General features: G+C 71.6%; 12 protein-coding genes. 4 read left to right on the top strand and 8 right to left on the bottom strand.

Annotation, left to right across the window (positions count from 1 at the left end; genetic code table 11):
* Positions 1-2 precede the first annotated feature (2 nt).
* Complete coding sequence (locus ACSRUE_RS02740; protein ID WP_441289651.1) at positions 3-3566, top strand: PHP domain-containing protein; 3564 nt, start codon at positions 3-5, stop codon at positions 3564-3566.
* Positions 3567-3644: 78 nt separating this feature from the next.
* On the opposite strand, the gene ACSRUE_RS02735 is transcribed toward ACSRUE_RS02740, so the two are convergent.
* The 3 genes from ACSRUE_RS02735 to ACSRUE_RS02725 form a co-directional block, all read right to left on the bottom strand.
* Positions 3645-8771: an AAA family ATPase gene (locus ACSRUE_RS02735; RefSeq protein ID WP_441289650.1), complete on the bottom strand. Its 5127-nt coding sequence runs from the start codon at positions 8769-8771 to the stop codon at positions 3645-3647.
* Between the two features lie 254 nt (positions 8772-9025).
* Positions 9026-10516, bottom strand: coding sequence for an HTTM domain-containing protein (locus tag ACSRUE_RS02730; RefSeq protein ID WP_441293050.1), 1491 nt, complete (start codon positions 10514-10516; stop codon positions 9026-9028).
* Positions 10422-11435 carry a hypothetical protein gene (locus ACSRUE_RS02725; protein WP_441289649.1) on the bottom strand — a complete coding sequence of 338 codons (1014 nt, stop codon included), beginning with the start codon at positions 11433-11435 and terminating at the stop codon, positions 10422-10424. The genes ACSRUE_RS02730 and ACSRUE_RS02725 overlap by 95 nt, the downstream gene beginning before the upstream one ends.
* 517 nt (positions 11436-11952) lie before the next feature.
* Here ACSRUE_RS02725 and ACSRUE_RS02720 point away from each other — a divergent pair.
* Positions 11953-12993, top strand: a complete 1041-nt coding sequence (locus ACSRUE_RS02720) for an oxidoreductase (RefSeq protein WP_441289648.1) — start codon at positions 11953-11955, stop codon at positions 12991-12993.
* A 364-nt stretch (positions 12994-13357) separates the two neighbouring features.
* On the opposite strand, the gene sucD is transcribed toward ACSRUE_RS02720, so the two are convergent.
* From sucD to murA, 5 genes are all read right to left on the bottom strand, one after another.
* Positions 13358-14239 (bottom strand): succinate--CoA ligase subunit alpha, encoded by an 882-nt coding sequence (gene sucD / locus ACSRUE_RS02715; protein ID WP_437548122.1) that lies wholly within the window; start codon positions 14237-14239, stop codon positions 13358-13360.
* 95 nt (positions 14240-14334) lie between these two features.
* Complete coding sequence (gene sucC, locus ACSRUE_RS02710; RefSeq protein ID WP_441289647.1) at positions 14335-15531, bottom strand: ADP-forming succinate--CoA ligase subunit beta; 1197 nt, start codon at positions 15529-15531, stop codon at positions 14335-14337.
* A gap of 300 nt (positions 15532-15831) precedes the next feature.
* A complete protein-coding gene (locus tag ACSRUE_RS02705) occupies positions 15832-16782 on the bottom strand; it encodes a hypothetical protein (RefSeq protein ID WP_441289646.1) in 951 nt (316 codons plus the stop codon).
* Between the two features lie 125 nt (positions 16783-16907).
* Positions 16908-17543, bottom strand: a complete 636-nt coding sequence (gene hisG / locus ACSRUE_RS02700) for an ATP phosphoribosyltransferase (RefSeq protein WP_012241753.1) — start codon at positions 17541-17543, stop codon at positions 16908-16910.
* Positions 17540-18808, bottom strand: coding sequence for a UDP-N-acetylglucosamine 1-carboxyvinyltransferase (murA, locus tag ACSRUE_RS02695; RefSeq protein WP_437762518.1), 1269 nt, complete (start codon positions 18806-18808; stop codon positions 17540-17542). The genes hisG and murA overlap by 4 nt, the downstream gene beginning before the upstream one ends.
* Positions 18809-18961: 153 nt before the next feature.
* Between murA and ACSRUE_RS02690 the strand changes: the two genes are divergently transcribed.
* On the top strand, positions 18962-20146 hold the full coding sequence (locus ACSRUE_RS02690) for a hypothetical protein (RefSeq protein WP_441289645.1): 1185 nt from the start codon (positions 18962-18964) through the stop codon (positions 20144-20146).
* Entirely contained in the window at positions 20121-20678 is a 558-nt protein-coding gene (locus tag ACSRUE_RS02685; RefSeq protein ID WP_441289644.1) for a DUF2452 domain-containing protein, read from the top strand. The genes ACSRUE_RS02690 and ACSRUE_RS02685 overlap by 26 nt, the downstream gene beginning before the upstream one ends.
* The last annotated feature ends 8 nt before the right edge of the window (positions 20679-20686 follow it).

Raw genomic sequence — 20686 nt, 5'->3', positions numbered from 1 at the left:
CCATGCGAAAACGCCGCCCCGCCCTCGCCCTGCCCGCGCCGCGCGGCGCCCTCGGCCTCGTCGGCCTGGTCGGCCTCGCCGGCCTGGTCGGTTGCGACGATCCGAACCTCCTGCGCGCCAAGCCGATCGAGAACCGGTTCGAGCTGGTCGGCGGCCCGGTGGCGATGGCCGATGTCGGCGATTTCCTGCTGGAAAACGACGAGATCCGGGTCGCGATCCTCGGCCCGCGCCACTCGCCGGGGCCGGGCGTCTACGGCGGGTCGCTTGTCGACGCCGACCTGCGCCGCCCCGATCCGCGCTTCGCGAGCGCGTCGGGCCGCGACCGCTTCGCCGAGTCGTTCCCTGTCGCCAACCTGCTCGTGCCCGATCCGGGCGCCGCCGAGGTCTTCGTCGTCAACGACGGCTCGGACGGGCAGGAGGCGGTCGTCCGGGTCGAGGGCGACGGCGGCTTCCTCTTTCACGCGCTCGGCGTGCTGAAGACCCAGGAGGACCTGCTCGGCCTCCTCTTCGACGGCCTCAAGCCGGCGATGCGCTTCCGCACCGACTACGTCCTGCGCCCGGGCGAGCGGTTCGTCACGATCCGCACGACGCTCCTCCTGCCGGACGAGGTGCTCGGGTGCCCGAGCGTCGCCTCGTGCGCGCTCGAGTGCGAGGACGGCCTCGCGGCGGGCGACGACGGCTGCCCCGCGTGCGCCTGCGGGGAGCCGCTCTCGCTCGACAACTACGCGGGACCCTCGGACATCTTCAGGGGCATCCTTGGCGACGAGCGGAACGGAGCTCCCGAGCGCAAGGGCGGGATCGTCGCCGGCGATTTCGTCTTCTTCGGCAACCAGAACGACATCTTCGGCCCCGGCATGGGCTTCGACGAGGAGAAGGCGGTGTTCGACGCCCTCTTCGCCGGCCGGGACACGTTCCAGCAGCCGCTCAGCTTCGACTTCGTCGCCGCGGCGGGCGGCGACGTCAGCTACGGCTATTTCACGAAGGCGCCGGAGGGCGGCCCGCCCTCCACGGTCAACGTCCCCGTCTTCACGAGCGCGGCGACGGCCTTCCTGAGCGCCGGGCGGAGCTGCCTCGCCGCGGGCTCCGACGACGAGGCGTGCGACCGGAAGCGATCGTTCACCTACGAGCGCTACTTCGCCGTGGGCGAGGGCGACGTCGCGAGCGTCGCCGAGGTGGTGTACGGCGCCCGGGGCACGCCGACCGGCGCGCTCGAGGGCGCCGTGCGGTGGCGATCGACGGGCGCGCCCGTGCCGAACGCGCGCGTCCACGTCTTCCGCGACCCCGACCCGGGCGCCGCCTTCGCGAGCGTCGACGCGCTTGTCGAGGCGAACCTCGCGCGCTCGGGGGACGTGGGGCTGCTCAGCTCCATCGACGCCGACCTCGGGCTCGATCCGGTGGAGGACGGCGACTTCCACGCGCGGCTCCCGCCCGGCGGCTACCTGCTCGTCGCCGAGAACCCCGAGGGCACCGCCGTGTCGGCGCCGATCCGCGTGGCGCTCGGCGCCGGGGCCACGGTCTCGGTGGCGGCGGAGCTGCCGAGCCCCGCGCGGCTCGCGTACCGGGTGGTCGACGAGGGCGGCCGGCTCGCGCCCGCCAAGCTGACATTCGTGGCGCTCGACGCTGCGGGGCAACCGCTCGATGGCGACGGGACGAGGCGGGTCTACCTGGGCCACGGCCGCCTCGGCAGCGGCGTCCGGCAGATCGAGCGATCGGCGACGGGCGAGGGCGCTGTCGAGATCGAGCCCGGGCGCTACCGCGTCCTCGCCACGCGCGGGCCCGAGTTCGGCCGGTTCGAGGTCCCCGACCTCGAGGTGCGCGCCGGGGAGGTCCGGCGGATCGAGGCGGTCGTTCCGCGCGAGGTCGACTCGACGGGCTGGATGTCGATCGACATGCACCTGCACCAGCGCCCGAGCTTCGACAGCGGCCTGCCGCTCGAGGAGCGGGTGACCTCGGCGGTCGTCGAGGGGCTCGACGTCGCGGTGACCACCGACCACGACGTGCACACGGATCTCGCGCCCGCGGTGAGGCAGCTGGGGCTCGAGCCGCACCTGAAGACGGCGGTCGGCGCCGAGGTCTCGACGCTCGAGCTCGGGCACTTCATCGGCTTCCCGCTCCGCTACGACGAGCTCGACGTGCCGGATCACGGCGTCTTCGACTGGGTGTGCCGCGCGGGCGGGGACGTGATCGACGGGGTGCGCGGCACGGCGGCGGAGGGCGAGGACGCGCTCGTGGTCGTCGCTCACCCGCGCGACGGGTTCATCGGGTACATCGACCAGCTCGGCGTCGACCCCTTCACGCTGCGCCGGTCGATCCCGACGCTCGAGGCGAGCAACCCGCTGTTCCAGGCGGGCAGCTGCGATTTCGACGCGATGGAGGTCTTCAACGGGAAGCGGCTCGATCTGCTCCGGACCCCCACCGTGCAGGAGGTCGTCGATTTCAACAGGTGCCTGTCCCGGATCGACGCCGCGACGGACGAGGCGTCGCTCCGCGCGGCGTGCGCCGAGCTTCCTTTCGGCCTGCCGGCGTGCAAGCCCGGCGAGCGGTACGCGGCGTGCCAGCAGCGCGCCCGCTCGGCGCTCGCCTGGAGCGTGACCAAGCGGATCCTGACGAGGACGCCCGAGGAGCAGGACGCCGTCTGGGACTTCGACAGGACCGCGGCCGACGGGGAGGCGCTCTGCCTGGGGGGCGAGGGCGGCGCGGTCCCGCCGGAGGACGCGGATCGGCCGTGCACCTTCCACGCGGGCCAGGTCGACGACCTGTTCCGCTACCTCGACCACGGCTTCTCGCCGACGCAGGTGGGGAGCAGCGACAGCCACGGCGCCTCGCTGGAGCCGGGCTTCCCGCGCACCTATTTCCGCTCGCGGACCGACCAGCCGGCGGCGCTCGATCTCGAGGAGGCGACCGGGGCGCTCCGCGCGGGCAGCGCGTTCGCTACCTACGGGCCGTTCGTCCGCGCGAGCGTGGGCGGCGCGACGTTCGGCGGCGTGGCGCGCGTCGAGGGCGACACGGTGCCGCTCGATCTGCGGATCGAGACGGCGAGCTGGTTCGGCGTGGATCGCGTCGAGGTCTACGTGAGCGGCCGCCTGGTCCGGGTGCTCGAGCCGCCTTCGGGGCCGTCGGCGATCGTGGACGTCGACGAGCGGCTCGTGTTGCCGGCGCCGCCGTCGGACGGCTGGGTCGTGGTGGTGGCGATGGGCCTGCGCGACGAGAACCTCCTCACGCCGGTCGCGCTGCCTGTGTCGTTCGGCGAGCTCCAGCTGCCCCGGGTCGCGAGCCTCGCGTTCACGCAGGTCAAGGCGCTCTCCCGGTTCTTCACGGCGTCGCCCCCGGTCCCCGACTGGTACCCGGTGGCGCCCTACGCGGTCACGAACCCCATCTTCCTGGATCGCGACGGCAACGGCGTCTACGACGCTCCGCGCGGCCCGCCCCCGTTCTGCGCGAGGCCGTGCGACCCGGCCGTGCTCGATCCGTCGCAGTGCCCGGAAGGGCAGCAGTGCCTGGTGAACGAGCGCGTCTGCGGGATCTTCGTGCTGGGCCGCTGCGAGGACAAGCAGGCGTCGCGCTAGCGCCCGAAAGGTGGCCGCGCGCGCGGCCCGCGCAGACCTCACCGACGGGCGGGGGCGGCGGCGGAGCGCGCCGCGCGCTCAGCGGGGGCGTGCGCCAGGGGCCGGCGTGATCGCGTGGGCGATGGCGCTCTGGAGCGTCGAGCGGGTGACGAGGCCGCGGAGATCGATCCCGCCCTGCGTGAGCGCGCGGGCGACCTCCGGCTGCATCCCGGTCAAGATCGCCTGCGCGCCGAGCAGCCGCAGCGCCGAGGCGGTGCGGATCAGCGAGTCGGCGACCCCGGCGTCGACGCGCTTCAGGCCCGTGATGTCGATGATCACGGTGGACGGGTTGTGGCGCTCCACCCCGGCGAGGGTCGCCTCCAGCACCTGCGCGGCGCGCGCCGCGTCCATCGTCCCGATGAGCGGCAGGACCAGGACGCGATCGGTGATCGGGATGATGGGCGTCGCCATCTCCGAGAGGCGCAGCCGCTGCACGCCGATGATCTCCTCCTGGAGCGCTGCCCGGGCCTGCTCGGCGCGCTCGCGCTCGCGGAGCTCCTCGAGCAGCAGCTCGTTGGCCCGGTTCACCTCATCTGCCTTCTGCGACAGGCGCTCGTTGACCGAGAACAGCTCCTCGGTGCGCCGCTGCACCTCGCGCTCGAGCCGATCGTTCATGTCGCGGTGCCTGTCGGACACCTCCTGCAGCCGGCCGTAGAGCTGCGCGTTCTCGAGCGCCGCCGCGACCTGCGCGCCCAGGAGGCGGAGCAGCTCGGTCTGCTCCGGGGTGAAGGCGCCGCTCGCGAGCGTGTTCTCCACGTACAGCACGCCCGTGAGCCGGTTCTGGTGGACGAGCGGGAGGCCCATCACCGACTTGGGCCGGCGCGCGGCGAGGTAGGGATCCGCCGCGAAGCGAGGGCTCGCCGCGGCGTCGTCCAGGATGAGCAGCTCTCGCGTGCGCGCCACGTAGTGGACCACGCTGACCGGCAGGGCCGACGACTCCTCCAGAGGACGCCGGAGGTCCACCTCGATCGACTCCGGATCGATGGTGACGGACGCCTCGATGAACAACCGCTCTTCGCGCGCGAGCACCAGGAAGCCGCGCTGGCCGCCGGCGCTCGCGAGGACGGCGCGCATCACGCGGTCGAGCGCCTTGCCGAGCACGAGCTCGCTGGAGATCGCGTGCGTCGTCTGCAGCACCGCCGCGACGTCGGCGAGCTTGTGGAGGAGCGGGTGGCTCACCGACATCGAGCTCGTCCTCGCGGCGGCCTTCTCGTGCTCCGCCGCGGGCCCCCGAGCGATGGGGAGCGGGTCGAGCCCGTGCTGCCGGATCAGCTCCGTGGCCTTTCGCTCTGCCCCCCACTGCCGGTAGGCGTGCATCGCGGCGTCCAGGTAGAGCGTGGCGATGCGCCGCCGGCCCTTGCGAGCGTAGTACAGGCCGGCCAGCTCCGACGCGAGCGCCTCGTACTGCACGAACTCGCTCTGGCGGGCGGCGTCGATGGCGTCGTCGTAGAGCCCCATCGCCTCGACGTTGCGGCCGGCGGCGCGCGCCGCCTCGGCCAGGACCAGGACGAGTTTCACGCGGAAGTTGTCGGGGCAATGGCGGGCCCAGAGCTCGAGCTTCTCGAGCGACGCGGAGAGCGCCGCGGCGTGCCGCTCGCGCTCGCGCTCGTCGCGCTCGCCGAGCGCGACCAGCGTGAGCGCGAGATAGAGGTGGTAGGTCGCCTCGATCGGCATCGCCATGACGGCCCCGAGCACCGGGCGCGCCGCCTCCGCGGCGGCGAGCGCCTCCTCGGGGCGACCGTGGGAATAAAGCAGGATGAGCCGGATGATGTGGTAAAAGGCGATACCGCACCCGAAGCTCGCCCGGGTGAGCGCGGCCAGGCACGCTTCTTCCGAGAATTCGGCAAGGCCCTCCTCGCTCAGCGAGGCGTCGGCCGCCGTGAGCCCCTTCAGGCTGCGCAGGAACTGCTGCTCCAGCCGGATCGTCTCGAGGACGGCGTGATTGCCTGTCTTGCGCGCGAACGACGCGAAGCGCTCGGCGACGCGGTCGACCTCCGCCAGCGGATCGCCCTTCTCGTAGACCTGCCAGACGGTCTCGAAGGCCAGGTAGCTCGCGTACACCAGGTCCCCGGCCTCGATGCACGCGAGGAACGCCCGCTCCAGGATGGGGAGATCGTTCCGGATGTGCTGGACCCAGAAGTTGATGTGATCGCCGTGGAGGTGCAGCAGCGTCCCCCGCAGCGAGACGTCCCCGAGCTTCTCGTTCAGCCGGATCGACATCTCCGAGAAGCGGAATCCCGACGGGATATCGCCGAACGCCGCGACAAGCATGAACCCGTAAACGCTGTAGGCGAAGCACGACGCCTCGGTGTTGCCGTGCCGCAGCGACAGGTTCAGCATCTTCAGCGCGATGAGCGGGAACACGCCCGGCCGCCCGATGTACGCGCAGGGGGCGCAGTCGGCGAGCAGGTTGATGACCGCGCGGATCTGCTCGTCGGCGAGCGGCGGCGCGTGCAGGATGTCCTCGATGCTCCTGCCCGCCATGCTCTCCGGGATCTGCGCGACCTCGGCGGAGACGGCGGCGCCGATCTCCTCGCTCGCCCCCGGGATCTCGACGCCGAACAGGCGCAGCGCCTCCTGTCCGACGGTGACGCCCTCGTCGTAGCGGCCGGCGACCTGATAGAGCTTCATCCGCAGGCTCTGGACCCGCGCCCGATCGAGGTCCGACGCCGCCACCTCGAGCAGCCGCTGGAACAGCGCCTCGGCCTCGGTGAAGCGGCCGCACAGGTACTCGCACTCGGCCGCCTCCAGCGTGAGCGCCCAGCGCAGCGCGTGATCCCCCGCGGCGCCGTCGTCCCCGAGCGCGCTCCGCCCGGCGCTGAAGTACTCCGCCGCGGTCCCGTAGGCGGTCGAGCCCTTGGCCTTCCTCCCGGCGCGCAGGTTCAGGCGCGCGAGCAGATCGCGCTCGCCGGGATCGGCGATGAGGGCGGCACCATAGTTAAGATGGTTTACCGTGTCGAAGAGCTGCTCTTCCTGCGGCTCGCCGCGCTGGCTGGCCAGCATCAGGCGGCCGACGCGCAGGTGGGCGGCGCATCTGTGCTCTTCCGCGATGAGGGCGTAGGCCGCCTGCTGGACGCGATCGTGCAAGAACTGGTAGGAGACGGCGAGCGACGCGCCGGTCGCGGGCTCGCCCTGGGAGGGGTCTTCCGCGTGCACGAGCCGGTAGTCGGCGTCGATGGGGAGCAAGACCCCTTCCTGCATGGCCGCCCAGAGATCCTGCGCCGCCTGCGCGGCCGGCTGCTCGGAGATCGTCGCGAGCGTGCGCAGGTCGAACCGGTGCCCGATGCACGCGGCGAGCGTCAGGGCGCGCTGGGTGGGCGGCGCGAGCCTCTGCAGCTTGGCGATCATGAAGTCGACGACGTTGTCCGTCACGGCCCGCGACTCGATGGCTGCGAGATCCCATGTCCATCTGCCGGTCTCCGGATCGCAGAGGAGGAGCCCGTCGTCGCCCAGCATGCGCAGGAACTGCCCCATGAAGAACGGGTTGCCCAGCGTCTTGTCGTGGATGAGCTCGGAGAGCTGGGCGACGTCCTGCGCCGCGCGGCCGAGGGCGTCCGAGGCGAGCGCCGTCACGTCGCCCTGCGAGAGCGGAGCGAGGGGGATGTCGGTCACGGCCGCGCTCGCGGCGCGGACGGCGTCGAGGGTGATGACGAGCGGGTGCGCCGGGCTCACCTCGTTGTCGCGGTAGGCCCCGACGACCAGGAGATGGCGTGTGTCGGCGTCGGTGAGCAGGAGCCTGAGCAGCCTGAGCGACGCCGGGTCCGCCCACTGGAGGTCGTCGAGGAACAGGACCAGCGGGTGCGACGGCGCGGCGAACACGCCAAGGAAGCTCCGGAACACCATGTCGAAGCGGTTCTGCGACTCGGAGGGGCCGAGCGCCGCGACGGCGGGCGCCTCGCCGACGATGAGCGCGAGCTCGGGGATGAGGTCGACGAGGAGCCCGGCGTTCGGGCCGAGCGCCGCGCCGAGCTCCGCTCTCCAGCGGGCCAGCGCGTCTGTCCGCTCGGAGAGGAGCTGCTGCACGAGCCCCCTGAACGCCTGGACGACCGAGGCACAGGGCACGCCGCGGTTCAGCTGATCGAACTTGCCGTGGGCGAAGTGGCCGCCGACCCTGGCGATGGCCTTGTAGGTCTCGTGGACCAGCGCGCTCTTGCCGACGCCGGAGTAGCCGGAGACGAGCACGAGCTCCGCGGCGCCCGCGCGGGCCCGCTCGAACGCGGCCAGGAGCCGGTCCCGCTCCGCGTCCCGGCCGTAGATCTTCTGCGGGACGCGCAGCTCGTGGCTGCGATCGCGCTGACCGACGGGGAAGGGGTGGACCCGGCCTGTCTGCTCGAGGGAGCGGAGGCACTCCGCGAGGTCTGCCTTGACGCCGTACGCGCTCTGGTAGCGGTCCTCGGGCGCCTTGGCGAGGAGCTTCATGACGATCTCGGAGACCGGCCGGGGGACATCCTCGCGGAGCTCGTGCGGCGGGGCGGGCTGCCGCGCGATGTGGCTGTAGAGGACGTCCAGCGGATCGCCGTCCGGGAACGGCAGGGCTCCGGTCAGCATTTCATACAGCGTGACACCGAACGAGTAGAGGTCGGCGCGGTAATCGATGCCCCTGTTCATGCGCCCTGTCTGCTCGGGCGACATGTACGCGAGCGTGCCTTGCAGGGTGGACGCCGAGGTCGACTGCTGGAACTCCTGCTTGAGCCGCGACGAGGCGCCGAAGTCGATGAGCGTGGCGCGGCGCAGGTCCGAGCTGACGATGATGTTGCTGGGATTGATGTCCTTGTGGGTGACGTGACAGCGGTGCACGGCGCCGATGGCGTCGGCGATCGCCGCCGAGAGCGCCAGCGCCGCGCGGAGATCCAGCCGGCGATCGTCGAGGATCGCCCTCAGGGTCGTGCCCTCGACCGCCTCCGTGACGAGGGCGAGGCCGCCGCGCGTCCTCTCGAGCGAGCACACCCTCACCACGGACTCGAGATCCAGATCGCGCAGGAGGCTGAACTCGTGCCGCAGCAGGGCGAGATCGCGGACGCTCGGGTGTTCCCCCTTCAGCGTCTTGATGACGACCGGCCGCTGATCCGCGGCGCGGCGCCCGCGGTAAACGTGGGTCTTGCCGCCCTCATGGATCAGCTGCTCGACGACGTGTCCTGGCAGATCGAACGGTGCTGTGGCGGTCATACGTCCTTGCGCTCCACCTCGTGATCGCCTCGCCCGCGCGTAGCGTGCGGCCGATTACGTCCGGGGGGGACCAGTATACGGCGGTCTTCTGCGGATTCACCCAGGGAGTGCACAGGAGAGGGGCCTCGACGTGTGCTGTGCCACGCTGCAATGTCGCGTTGCTTGTCGTCGTGTGTGATGCGGAGTACTCGACGCGAGCGCCCGGGTTCGTTCCTCGGCGCGGGCGAGGCACTTCCGGGCCGCCCCCCGAGGGCCTACCGTGTGCGCCCAATCAAGGACGCCTCTGGCGATGCGCAGCCAGGGTGATCGAGGAGGCCGCGCGGCTGTGACGCGAGATCGAGCGTCGGATCGACGAGGTCTTGGAGGGGACCTCCGTTCAGCGACGCGACGACCTTGGCCGTGACGATGGGGCGCACCCCGAAGTTCGCCTGAAAGCGGTCGGCCACGTGGTGCGCGAAGTCGACGAGCATGTCGGGCCGCGCGCACATCTCCCCGAGCTGGCGGCTCGTGAGCCACGCCTCGACGTCGAGCGGCTCGCGCACGCCGGTCCTCGGATCCAGCACGTGAATCCCGAGCTCGCTCACGCTCTTGTCGCGCAGCTTCATGCGCCACGAGAAGCGGTGTCCGGCCTCGTTCCAGGCGACGTCGCCCGGATAGACCCAGTGGCGGAGCGGCACCACGAGGTGGAACAGGAGATATCCGTGGAGCAGCGCGAGCGGCAGCGCGCTCCGGCGCGACGCGGCGGGCGAGGGGACGCGGGCGACATCGTTGGGGGAGTCCGCGCCCTTGAACAGGAAGGGCAGGCGCCGCCTCGGCCACGAGGGATCGCCGAACAGCGCGAGCGCGGCGATCATCGCGTAGGGGAAGATACCGATAGTGAACAGGAGGGCGTTGGCGAGGTTGAACGCCACGGCGAGCGCCGCGCCGAAGGGGAAGGTGCGCCGGGAGAAGAGCAGGAAGCCCATCGAGAGGTCGATGAAGAGCCCTGCATACGAGAGCGCGAGCCCCGCTGCATGTGAGGCAAGGAGCGGCCCGACGAGGGGCGCGTCGCCGTGCGCGGCGAGCCACATGGTGAGCGGCTGCCCCCGGAGCCAGTCGCCGTTCAGCTTCGCGACGCCGCCGTAGAAGTAGACGATGGCGATCTGGGCCTTCAGCGCGAAGAGATAGAAGCGCGGCACGGTCTCCGCCGGCGCGCCGGGGGCCGCCCCGGCGGGCGAGGCGCGCCGCGCGCGGAGGCGATCCAGCGAGAGCGCGCGGTGCGCCGGGGCGGCGGCGAGCAGCAGCCCGAGGAGGCAGAGGAGATAGAGGTGGTTGAGGTATTGCGCCTTGTCGAGGAGGAAGACATAGGTGAGCGCGGCGCAGAGGAGCGCGGCGCTCACCCGGTAGAAGAGCCCGACGGCGCAGAGCAGCGCGAGGACGAAGAGGGCGCCGAAGTGCCAGTACATCCCCGTCCCGCCCCACGGGCGGACGAAGGGGACGAAGCTGAAGAAGAAGCCTGGCTCGATGTAATAGCGGTAGATCCGGTCGTGGAGGGCGTACCGGACGACCTCCCACGCGATCAGGGCGCCATAGCCGGCGCGGAAGACGGCGAGCGAGGCGGCGTCGACCTCGGCGGTGAGGTAGGCCGCCCAGCGCCGCGCGAGGGGGCTCCTAGTGGTCGTGGTGATGGTGGGGGTGGTGCTTGTGCTTGTGCTTGTGTTTGTGCTTGCCGTGAACGTGGATGTGGACCGGCCGGCCGTCGTCATCGTCGTCATCGTGGACCACCACCACGCCTGGAGGCGTCCTGACCTTCACATCCACGTTCCACGACGTCGCCACCACGACGTTCACGGCCGGCGCGCTCGGGCCGACGATGACGTGCACGCCGGGGCGGTAGCCGACGAGCACCACGTCGGCGTGCGTCGGGCGCGCCACGACGACCGTGAGCTTCACCGGGTTGACCTTCGCCGCGACCTTGCCGACGCAGTAGAGGCCGCCCGGGCCGGGGGTGAGCACGACGAGCTCGGAGCCCTGTCCCACGAAGCCGAGCTTGATCTTGCGGTCGCCGACGGGGACCGGCTTCAGGTCCGCGTCGAGGACGTAGACCCTGACCTGACCGGAGGCCTTGTCTGCGACGACCTCGATCGTGTCGTCGCCGACCACCTGGATCACCCCGCCGTTCGGGCCCGTCTTGCCGGGGGGGATGGGCCTCTTCTCGGCCTTTCTCGCGCCCTCGACGATGACCTTCGTGCCCCCTGAGGGCACGTGGAGCGTGCCATTCCACGGCTTCCCGGAGACGATGATGTCGTACTTCACCTCGGTGAGATCGGCCTCGAGCTTGGGCCCGGTCGCGACGAGGAGCCCTGTCTTCGCGTCGAGCGCGAGCGGGGCCTGCGCGTCGCCGTTCGGCCCTTTCCAGGTGAGCGTGCCGCTCACGTCCTTGTCGATGGGTTTGCCGTCAGGCGCCTTCACGATCGCCCTCACGGTGCCGTCGGGCGCGAAATCCCACCCGACCGAGCCGCCGTCGTGCTCCTCGGTCAGCGGATCTTCGATGGCCACGGGGACCGCCTGGACCGACTCCTCGGTCACGCTGGCCTCGGCGGTGGTCTTGCACCCTGCCGCGAAGGGGCTGCCGGCGATCAAGGTGGCCAGGGCCACCACGGAAAGGATGCTCTTGGCTTGCATCAAAGCCTCCAAGCGCAGGAGGGTATCGCAACCGCCGCGCCGCGTCTGCACGAACCGCCTCGCGTTGCGGCGAAGGGGGTCATGGGCGACGACATTGGATCCGCGGTGACCACTTCGCCCGTGATCGTCGCTCGCGCGTGCCTCCGGCGTGAGCTCGTAGGGTTCGAAGAAGCTTTGTGCGGAGTGCCTCGTGGGATGACGAGCGATGTGGATGCTCTGGGCATATCGCCGAGCGGGATGGCGAACGCGGTGGGGGCCTGTGGCAGCTCGGCAGGCGCAAACGCGGCGTGCCGGATGCTCTGGGGCGGCTCACCAGGCGCGAGCGTGCGTGGTGTTGCGGATGTGGCGGTTCGCCAGCCGCCGTCACGCCAGGCGCGAGCGTGCGTGGTGTTGCGGGGATGCCTGTGGCGATTCGCCAGCCGCCGTCACGCGCCTCTGGAGGCTCCACGGCGTCTTCGCGCCAGGCCTTCCCCCCAGCGCTTCTTCGGGCTAGCGTCCCGGACGAGCCGGTCCTGCCATGTCCCAGCGCGTCTATGTCGGCCTCGTCGGCTACGGCCTCGCCGGTGCCGTTTTCCACGCCCCGCTGATCCGGTCTGTCCCACGGCTGCGCCTCGCCGCCATTGCGACCCGCCGGGAGGGCCAGGTCATGGCCGACCACTCGGGCGTCGCCGTGCATCCGACGCCCGAGGTGCTGATCGCCGAGCCGGGGATCGACCTCGTGGTCATCGCCTCGCCCAACGAGACCCACTTCCCGCTCGCGCGCGCCGCGCTGGAGGCGGGCAAGCACGTCGTCGTCGACAAGCCGTTCACGATCACGAGCGCCGAGGCGGACGAGCTCATCGTGCTGGCTGCGCGCCGGGGCCGGCTCCTCTCGGTCTTTCAGAACCGCCGCTGGGACGCGGACTTCCGCACCGTGCGCAGCTGCATCGAGCAGGGCCTGCTCGGCGAGGTGGCCTCGTACGAGGCGCACTTCGATCGCTTCCGCCCCGCCATCAAGCAGGGGTGGCGAGAGCAGGAGGCGCCGGGATCGGGGATCCTGTACGACCTCGGCGCGCACCTGATCGACCAGGCGCTCGTGCTCTTCGGCCTGCCGCGCGCGGTGACCGCCGACGTCCTCGCGCAGCGGCCCGGGGCGCGCACGGTGGACTATTTCCACGTGACGCTCGACTACGGCAAGCGCCGGGTGATCGTGCGCTCCTCGACGCTGGTGCCCGAGCCGGGGCCGCGCTTCGCGGTCCATGGCGATGGCGGGAGCTTCCTCAAGCACGGGATCGACGGCCAGGAGGACGCCCTCAAGGCAGGCGCGCGCCCGGGTGTCCCGGAGTGGGGGCGGGAGGACCCGCGCTGGTTCGGCACGCTCGTCGCGGCGAGCGGCGAGCGCCGCGTCATCGAGAGCCTGCCCGGCGCCTACGAGGCCTATTACGAGGGCATCGCGGCGGCGATCCTCGACGGCGCCCCGCCGCCGGTGCGCGCCGGGGAGGCGCGCGACGTGATCCGCGTCATCGAGGCCGCGATGAAGAGCGCCGCCGAGCGGCGGACGATATCGCTGGGGGCGTGATCGACGCTGCGCAGGAAAACCGCTGCTTGCATTGAGAAGCCGTTGAAGGGCGCATGTTCACGCGACCTCCGTCGCCTCGTACCGAGGGTGCTTATCGGGCGGGGGGATGGGCCGATGTCCGAGGTGGGCTAAAAAAGGACAGCGGTAGGCCTGGGGCGAGGGTGCTCGTTGGGCGGGGTGGGGGATGGGCCGATGTCTGAGCCCGAGGCATCTCTCCTCCAGCGAAGCTGGAGGGGAGATGCCTCGGGCGAGTTCGGCGGGGCCCCCACCCCGCCCAACGAGCACCCTCGCCCCAGGCCGGGCAATTCGGAAGATCGCGCACAGCAAGGCCGCCGCACGCTCGGCGCCCTCTCGGGCAATCAGATCAGCGCGCCGCCGCCATCGCGGCCTGCATCGCGATGCCCATCTCCGCCGGCGTGGCGGCCACCTTGGCCCCCGCCGCCTCGAGCGCCGCGATCTTCTCGGCCGCCGTGCCCTCGCCGCCCGCGATGATCGCGCCAGCGTGGCCCATGCGCTTGCCCGGAGGCGCCGCGCGGCCGGCGATGAACGCGGCCACCGGCTTCTTCATGTTCTTCTTGATCCACGCCGCCGCGCGCTGCTCGGCCGTCCCACCGATCTCGCCGATCAGCACCACGCCGTGGGTGTCGGGATCCTGGTTGAAGAGCTCCAGCACGTCGATGAAGTCCATGCCGCCGACCGGATCGCCGCCGATGCCCACGCAGCTCGACTGCCCGATGCCGAGGGCGCTCAGCTGGCCGACCGCCTCGTAGGTCAGCGTGCCCGAGCGGGAGAGGACGCCGATGTGGCCCTTCTTGTGGATGTGGCCCGGCATGATCCCGATCTTGCACTCTCCCGGGGTGATCACGCCGGGACAGTTCGGCCCGATGAGGCGCGCCGGTTTCCCCTCGAGGAAGCGACGGACGCGGATCATGTCGAGCACCGGCACGCCGTCGGTGATGCAGATGACGAGCTTGCAGCCCGCATCGATGGCCTCGGTGATCGCGTCGGCAGCGCCGACCGGCGGCACGAAGATGCACGAGACGTCGGCGCCCTCGTTGCGCACGGCCTGCTCGACCGTGTCGAAGATCGGCACCTTGTCTTCGAATCGCTGGCCGCCGCGGCCCGGCGTCACGCCGGCGACGACCTTCGTCCCGTACTCGATGCAGGCGCGGGCGTGCTGCGACCCGTAGGCGCCCGTGATGCCCTGGAAGACGACCCGCGTGTCCTTGTTGACGAGGATGCTCATCGCTTGATTACTCTACCTTCAACGTGGACAGGAGCTCGGCCACCGCCGCTGGCTCGCTGCTCAACTGGGTTCGAGGCTCGGTGCTCGCGGGCGCCCTAGGCGCCGGCCTTGCCGCCGCGCGTGGCGGCCACGATCTTCTGCGCGCCGTCGGCCATGGAGCTCGCCGACTGGATGGTCAGGCCGCTCTCGTCGAGCAGCTTGCGGCCGGCCTCGACGTTCGTCCCCTCGAGGCGCACCACGAGAGGCACCTTGAGCCCGAGCTCCTTCGCCGCGGCGATGACCCCGGCCGCGACGACGTCGCAGCGCATGATGCCGCCGAAGATGTTCACGAAGATGCCGCGGACCCGCTCGCTCCGGAGGATGATCTGGAACGCGGTCTTCACCTGTTCCTGCGAGGCGCCGCCGCCGACGTCCAGGAAGTTCGCCGGCTTTCCGCCGTAATGGAGGATGATATCCATCGTCGCCATCGCGAGCCCGGCGCCGTTCACGAGGCAGCCGATGTCGCCGTCGAGCGACACGTAGGACAGCCCGGCCCGCTTCGCCTGGAGCTCGACCGGATCCTCCTCGTCGACGTCGCGCATCCCGTTCCACTCGGCGTGCCGGAACTCGGCGTTGTCGTCGAAGCTCACCTTCGCGTCGAGCGCGAAGACGTCGCCGGCGCCGGTCACGACGAGCGGGTTGATCTCGAGCAGCGAGCAGTCCTCCGCGGTGAAGCACGCGTAGAGCGAGGCCACGAGCTTCAGGAACTGGCGCTGCGTCTCCTTCGCGGTGAGCCCGAGCGCGATCGCGAGCTGCCGCCCCTGGTACGGGGCGAGGCCGAGCACCGGATCGATGAAGAGCTTGTAGATCTTCTCCGGCGTGCTGTGGGCCACCTCCTCGATGTCCATGCCGCCCTCGGTCGAGGCGATCACCGCGATGCGGCGGCGCTCACGATCGACGAGCATCGCGAAGTAGAGCTCGCGCGCGATGTCGAGGCCCTGCTCGATGTAGAGCCGCCGGACCTTCTGCCCCTCGGGGCCCGTCTGCTTGGTGACGAGCTGCATGCCGAGGATCTTCTCGGCGAGGGCGGTCGCCTCCGCGCTGCCACCCTTCGCGACCTTGACGCCGCCGCCCTTGCCGCGGCCGCCCGCGTGGATCTGCGCCTTCACGACGACGACCGGGTTGCCTGTCTGGGCGATCAGCCGATCGGCGATCGGCGCCACCTCACTCGCCTGGAAAGCGGGCTCCCCTTTCGGTACCGGCACTCCGTAGCGAGCGAAGAGCTGCTTGCCTTGATACTCGTGGATTTTCATGAGAGGGGCCGCCACCCTATCACAAGGCCGCGCCAGCGCGAGACTCGAAAAACAGGGTCGACGGACGTCAGTGCGGGCGCGGGCGCGTGTGAGTTACGTGTTACGTTTGGTTACGCTCCGGCACGTTACGTTTCGAGTGTTTCGCGCAGGTTCACCCATCCATGGAAAAATGCGGCGGCGCAGCGCTCGACGTCGTCTGCCTCGGTGGTGCACGACGTCGTCGGCCTCCGTCGCGTTCAGGCCGCGGCGCTGCGCCCTGGCGCGGGCGGCGCGGGGCGTCCCAGCGCCGCTTCCGTCGCCTCACTTGGCGGCGTAGGGCGGTGGCTCAGGCCGGCGGAGCGCCACGAGGGCGAACAGGCCGGGCAGGAGGTCGTCCTCGACCCTGGAGACCTTGCCTTCGAGGCTGATCTTGAGCTCGTCGAACGGCATGCAGGTGAGCCCGGCGCTCGCGGAGACGCTCGGCTGAGGCGCGAACAGAAAGGCAGAGAGGGCGCCTTCCGGCTCGTGGAGAGCCTGGATTCGAAAGACCGGATGAATTGCCACCTTCGGGAGGACATTGGCGATGATCTCGCCTCCCACCCAGGGACTCAGCGCGATCGCTCCCGCCTCGTCCGCCGCGCCGACCAGCCCGGCGCTGCCGTCGATCGACACGGACAGCGCCTCGGCCGGGTAGAGCTCCAGGGCGACGACCGCCGAGTAGAAATCGATCGACGGATACAGCGCGACGCCCGACCAGGTCGACCAGAGCGGCTGCATCGTGGTGAGACCGGCGCCGAACGTCGGCGCGTCGACGTCGAGATCGAAGCCGCCGAAGAGGTTGATCTCGTATCCCTCGCCGAGGACGAGCCCGGGCTCGACGCCGAGCATCCGGCCCGGGACGGTGCTGATCATGGTCGAGGTTGTCGGGAAATAGTTGCTCCAGCCGTCCCAGTCCTCGATGCCAATCGGGTGCGTGATGATGCCCAGCCGGAGGTGGTGATCCTCGCGGCCAATCTGGAGCATCGCCCACTCGGGCGGGCCGATCTTGAGCCCCGGCGTCGGCAAGGACCACGCGGGGTAAACGAACGCAGGCAGCCCGAACGCCGGCAGGCCGAGCGGCGCCGTGGTCGCCTGCACGTCGAGATCGAGCCGGAAGTACAGCGAGCCGCTCGCGAGCCGGAGCCCGACCTCGGCCTGCGCGAGCGCGTCGAAGCGGAGGGCCGCGGGCTGCTCGCGGTGCACGCCCGCGACGACGCTGGTCCCCCCTCCCACCCAGGTGTCGATGTCGGCCGGGAGCGCGGCGAGGTGCGGTAGCAGCTGGGCCTCCTCTCTCTCTCTGGGTCTCCGGACGGCGGATGTCCTCGATCAGTGAGCGGCGACGAGCGCCCCCGCGGCGATCACCGCCCCGCGCCGGCCGTCGCGGCCCGCAGGCGCTCGACCAGCGGCCGGATGACGTCGCTCCGCAGCTTGTACGATGCGCGGTTCGCGATGAGCTGGGTGCTCACCTCGGTGACCGTCTCGAGCACCTCGAGGCGGTTCTCGCGCAGCGTCGAGCCCGTCTCGACGATATCGACGATCAGGTGGGAGAGCCCGACGAGCGGCGCGAGCTCCACCGAGCCGTGGACGGGGATGATCTCGGCCACCACGCCCTTGCTCGCGAAGTGATCCCCGGCGATCCGCGGGTACTTCGTGGCGACGCGCGGCAGATCGGGCACCTCCGTGTCCTCCGGCCCGGCCACGACGAGGCGGCAGCGGCCGATGCCGAGATCGAGCGGCGTGTAGAGATCGTGGCGGCGCTCGAGGAGCGTGTCACGGCCGGAGACCCCGAGATCGGCGGCGCCGTACTCGACGTAGGTCGGGACGTCGTCCGGCTTCAGGAACACGTACCGGAACGCGCCGTCCGCCGTCGGCCGGACCAGGCGGCGATCGTTCTCCTCGAGGGGCGTGCTGTCGAGGCCCGCGCGCCGCACGAGCGGGATGAGGTCCTTCAGGATCCGCCCCTTGGGGACGGCGATGGTGAGGGGCTTCGTCATCCGGCCCGCCCCTCGACGCGCGCCGTGTCGGCGCCGAGCTGCGCGAGCTTGCGCTCCATGAACTCGTAGCCGCGATCCAGGTGGTAGACGCGCAGCACCTCGGTCTCGCCCTCGGTCGCCACGAGCCCGGCGATGACGAGCGACGCGCTCGCGCGCAGATCGGTGGCCATCACGGTCGCGCCCGACAGCGGCGCGCCGCCGTGCACGTGCGCCGTGTGGCCGTCCACGTCGATGTGCGCCCCCATCCGCGCGAGCTCGGGGACGTGCATGAAGCGGTTCTCGAAGATGGTCTCGACGATGCGCGACGTGCCCTGCGCGAGGCACATCAGGACCATGAACTGCGCCTGCATGTCGGTCGGGAAGCCCGGGTGCGGCGCCGTCGTGACGTCGACGGCGCGCAGCGGCCGCCCCTCGCGGCGGACGCGCACGCAGTCGCCCTCGCGGCCCACCTCGACGCCCGCCTGGCGGAGCTTGGCCGCGACCGCCTCGAGGTCCTCGAGCGGCGCGTTCTCGATCAGCACGTCGCCGCCGGCCGCGGCCGCCGCGACCATGTACGTGCCGGCCTCGATCCGATCGGAGATGATCGCGTGGTCGAACGGCTCCAGCTCGTCCGCGCCCTCGATGTGGATGACGTCCGTGCCGGCGCCGCTCACGCGCGCGCCCATCTTGTTGAGCACCCGGCCGAGCTCCTCGACCTCGGGCTCGCGCGCGCAGTTGACGAGCGTGGTCCGCCCCTTCGCGAGCGCCGCGGCCATCATCAGGTTCTCGGTGCCGGTCACCGTCGGCAGGTCGAACACGACCTCGGCGCCGCGCAGCCGCTTGCACTCCGCGACGATGTAGCCGCGCGACAGCCGGATCGTCGCGCCGAGCGCCTCGAGGCCCTTGAGGTGCTGATCCACCGGGCGCGTCCCGATCTGGCAGCCGCCGGGGAGCGACACCTTGGCGCGGCCGAAGCGCGCCAGCAGCGGGCCGAGCACCATGACGCTCGCGCGCATCTGCTTGACGAGCTCGTAAGGCGCCTCGGGCCGCACGTTGCCGCCGGCGCCGACCTTCACGAGCGGCGGCGCGGTCTCGACGTTGCGCCCGAGGAACCGGAGCAGCGCCGAGGTCGTCTCGATGTCGCGCAGCGCGGGCACGTTGCGGAGCAAGCTCTCCCCGTCGGAGAGCAGCGTCGCGCAGAGGATCGGCAGCGCGGCGTTCTTCGCGCCGCTGATGCGGATCTTGCCGGAGAGCGGCTTCCCGCCCCGGATCCGGATGGAGTCCATGCCCCCGCTATCGCACAACCCGCGGCGGAACGCGATGTTTCGGGGCCCGCCCGCGCGCCGCGCGATCACCGCCGGCGCGCCGCGCGGGGCCGGCGGGCGACGGGGCCGACTTTCCCGTGCGCTTCCCGTGCGCTCGTCTAGTCTCGACCGGCCATGCGACCGAGCGCCATCGCCCTGTCCTCGCTGCTCGCCGCGTCTGTGGCCCCGCTCGCAGCCGCGCAGCCGTCGGCCGATCTCCGCGGGTTCCGCGCCTCGATCGACCCCGGGGCCGGCGTCTACCTCGAGCCCGCCGCGACCCCGGACACGGGCGAGTGGAGCGCGAGCCTCTGGGCCTCGTACGCCTACCGCCCCATCGTGCTCCGCGATCCCGCCTCGGGCGAGGTCCGCTTCGACGTCATCCGCCACCAGGTCAGCGCGGATTTCGCGGCCGGCGTGGGCATCGCGCGGCGCTTGCTCGTCGGGCTCACGCTGCCCGTGGTCCTCCACCAGACGGGCGACGCGCCCATGTCCGACGCCACGCGGGTGCTCGGCGACACGTGGCTCCCGGCGCAGGCGCTCGGCGATCTCGGCCTCGTCGGCAAGCTCACGCTCGTGCAGCCCACCGGCGGCGATCTCGGCGGGCTCGCGCTCGCGCTGCACGAGCGCTTCACGCTGCCCACGGGCGACGAGGCGTCGTTCGTGGGCGAGGGGGGCGTCACGAGCGAGCTCAGGCTCCTCGCCGAGTACCGCCTGATCGCGTTCGGCGCGCACCTCGCGGCGGGGGTCAAGCTCCGCGCCGGCGAGGCCCGCTTCGGGTGCCAGGCGACCCCGGCCTCCGCCGCGGGCGGCGATCCGTGCCCCACGGTGTTCGGCCACGAGCTCCCCTTCGGCCTCGGCCTCTCGTTCCGGCCGCAGATCCTGGGCATCGACCCGGAAGGGCGCGCCACGTTCTTCCTCGAGGCGCACGGGCACCTCCCGCTCTCGCCGATCGCGCCGTTCGCGAGCCAGGAGGCGGCCGCGCTCGAGCTAGGCCTCGCCGCGCGCTACGCGCTGGGCGACGTCTCGTTCCTGGCCGGCGTCGAGACGGCGCTGGCCGGCGGCGTCGGCACCACGCCGCTGCGCGCCGTCCTCTCGGTGGCCTGGACCCCGCGCGTCCACGACGCCGACGAGGACGGCGTGCCGGACGACGTCGATCAGTGCCGCGAGCTCGCGGAGGACCGCGACGGCTTCCAGGACGACGACGGGTGCCCCGAAGGGGACAACGACGAAGACGGCGTCTTCGACGACGAGGACCGCTGCCCCACGCAGAAGGAAGACGAGGACGGCGTCGCGGATGAAGACGGGTGCCCTGACCCGTGACGCCGGGCCGTGGACGATCCATGACGACGTGGACCGCATGAGCGACGACGGCTACACGAAGCACGGCGGCGGCCGCCACGAGGGGCCCTCCCGCACCTCTCCGTATCCCCTGAGCCGGCTCTCCGCGCCGCACGAGCTCATCGACGTGGCGCGGGAGATCCAGCAGGCGGACGCGCTGCTCGGCGCGGTCACCGGCGGCAAGCTCGCGCAGATCGCGCGGCAGATCCGGTCGCTCCAGGAGGAGGCGCGGCGGGTCCTCGAGGCGGCGCAGCGCGACGGCGAGCTCCACCGGGCGGCGTGCAACTTCAAGAAGCGGCCCGGCCACGTCTACCACCTGTACCGGCGCGGCGACGGCGTCCCTTACCTCTCGATGCTCTCGCCGGAGGAGTGGGGCGGCTCGCCGCCGCACGCGTTCGAGGGCTCGTACCGCCTCGAGGTCGACATGTCGTGGACGCCGACGCCGTCCGAAGAGGCCGAGGCGCACGACGCGGAGGCCGGCGCGCTCGCGCGGCTCACCGGCCGCGGCGCCTGACCGCGGCG

The organism is Sorangium sp. KYC3313, from assembly GCF_052075895.1.
GTDB lineage: Bacteria > Myxococcota_A > Polyangia > Polyangiales > Polyangiaceae > Sorangium > Sorangium cellulosum_B.
The sequence above is the reverse complement of the archived record's forward strand: the minus strand, read 5'-3'. Positions and strand labels throughout refer to the sequence as shown.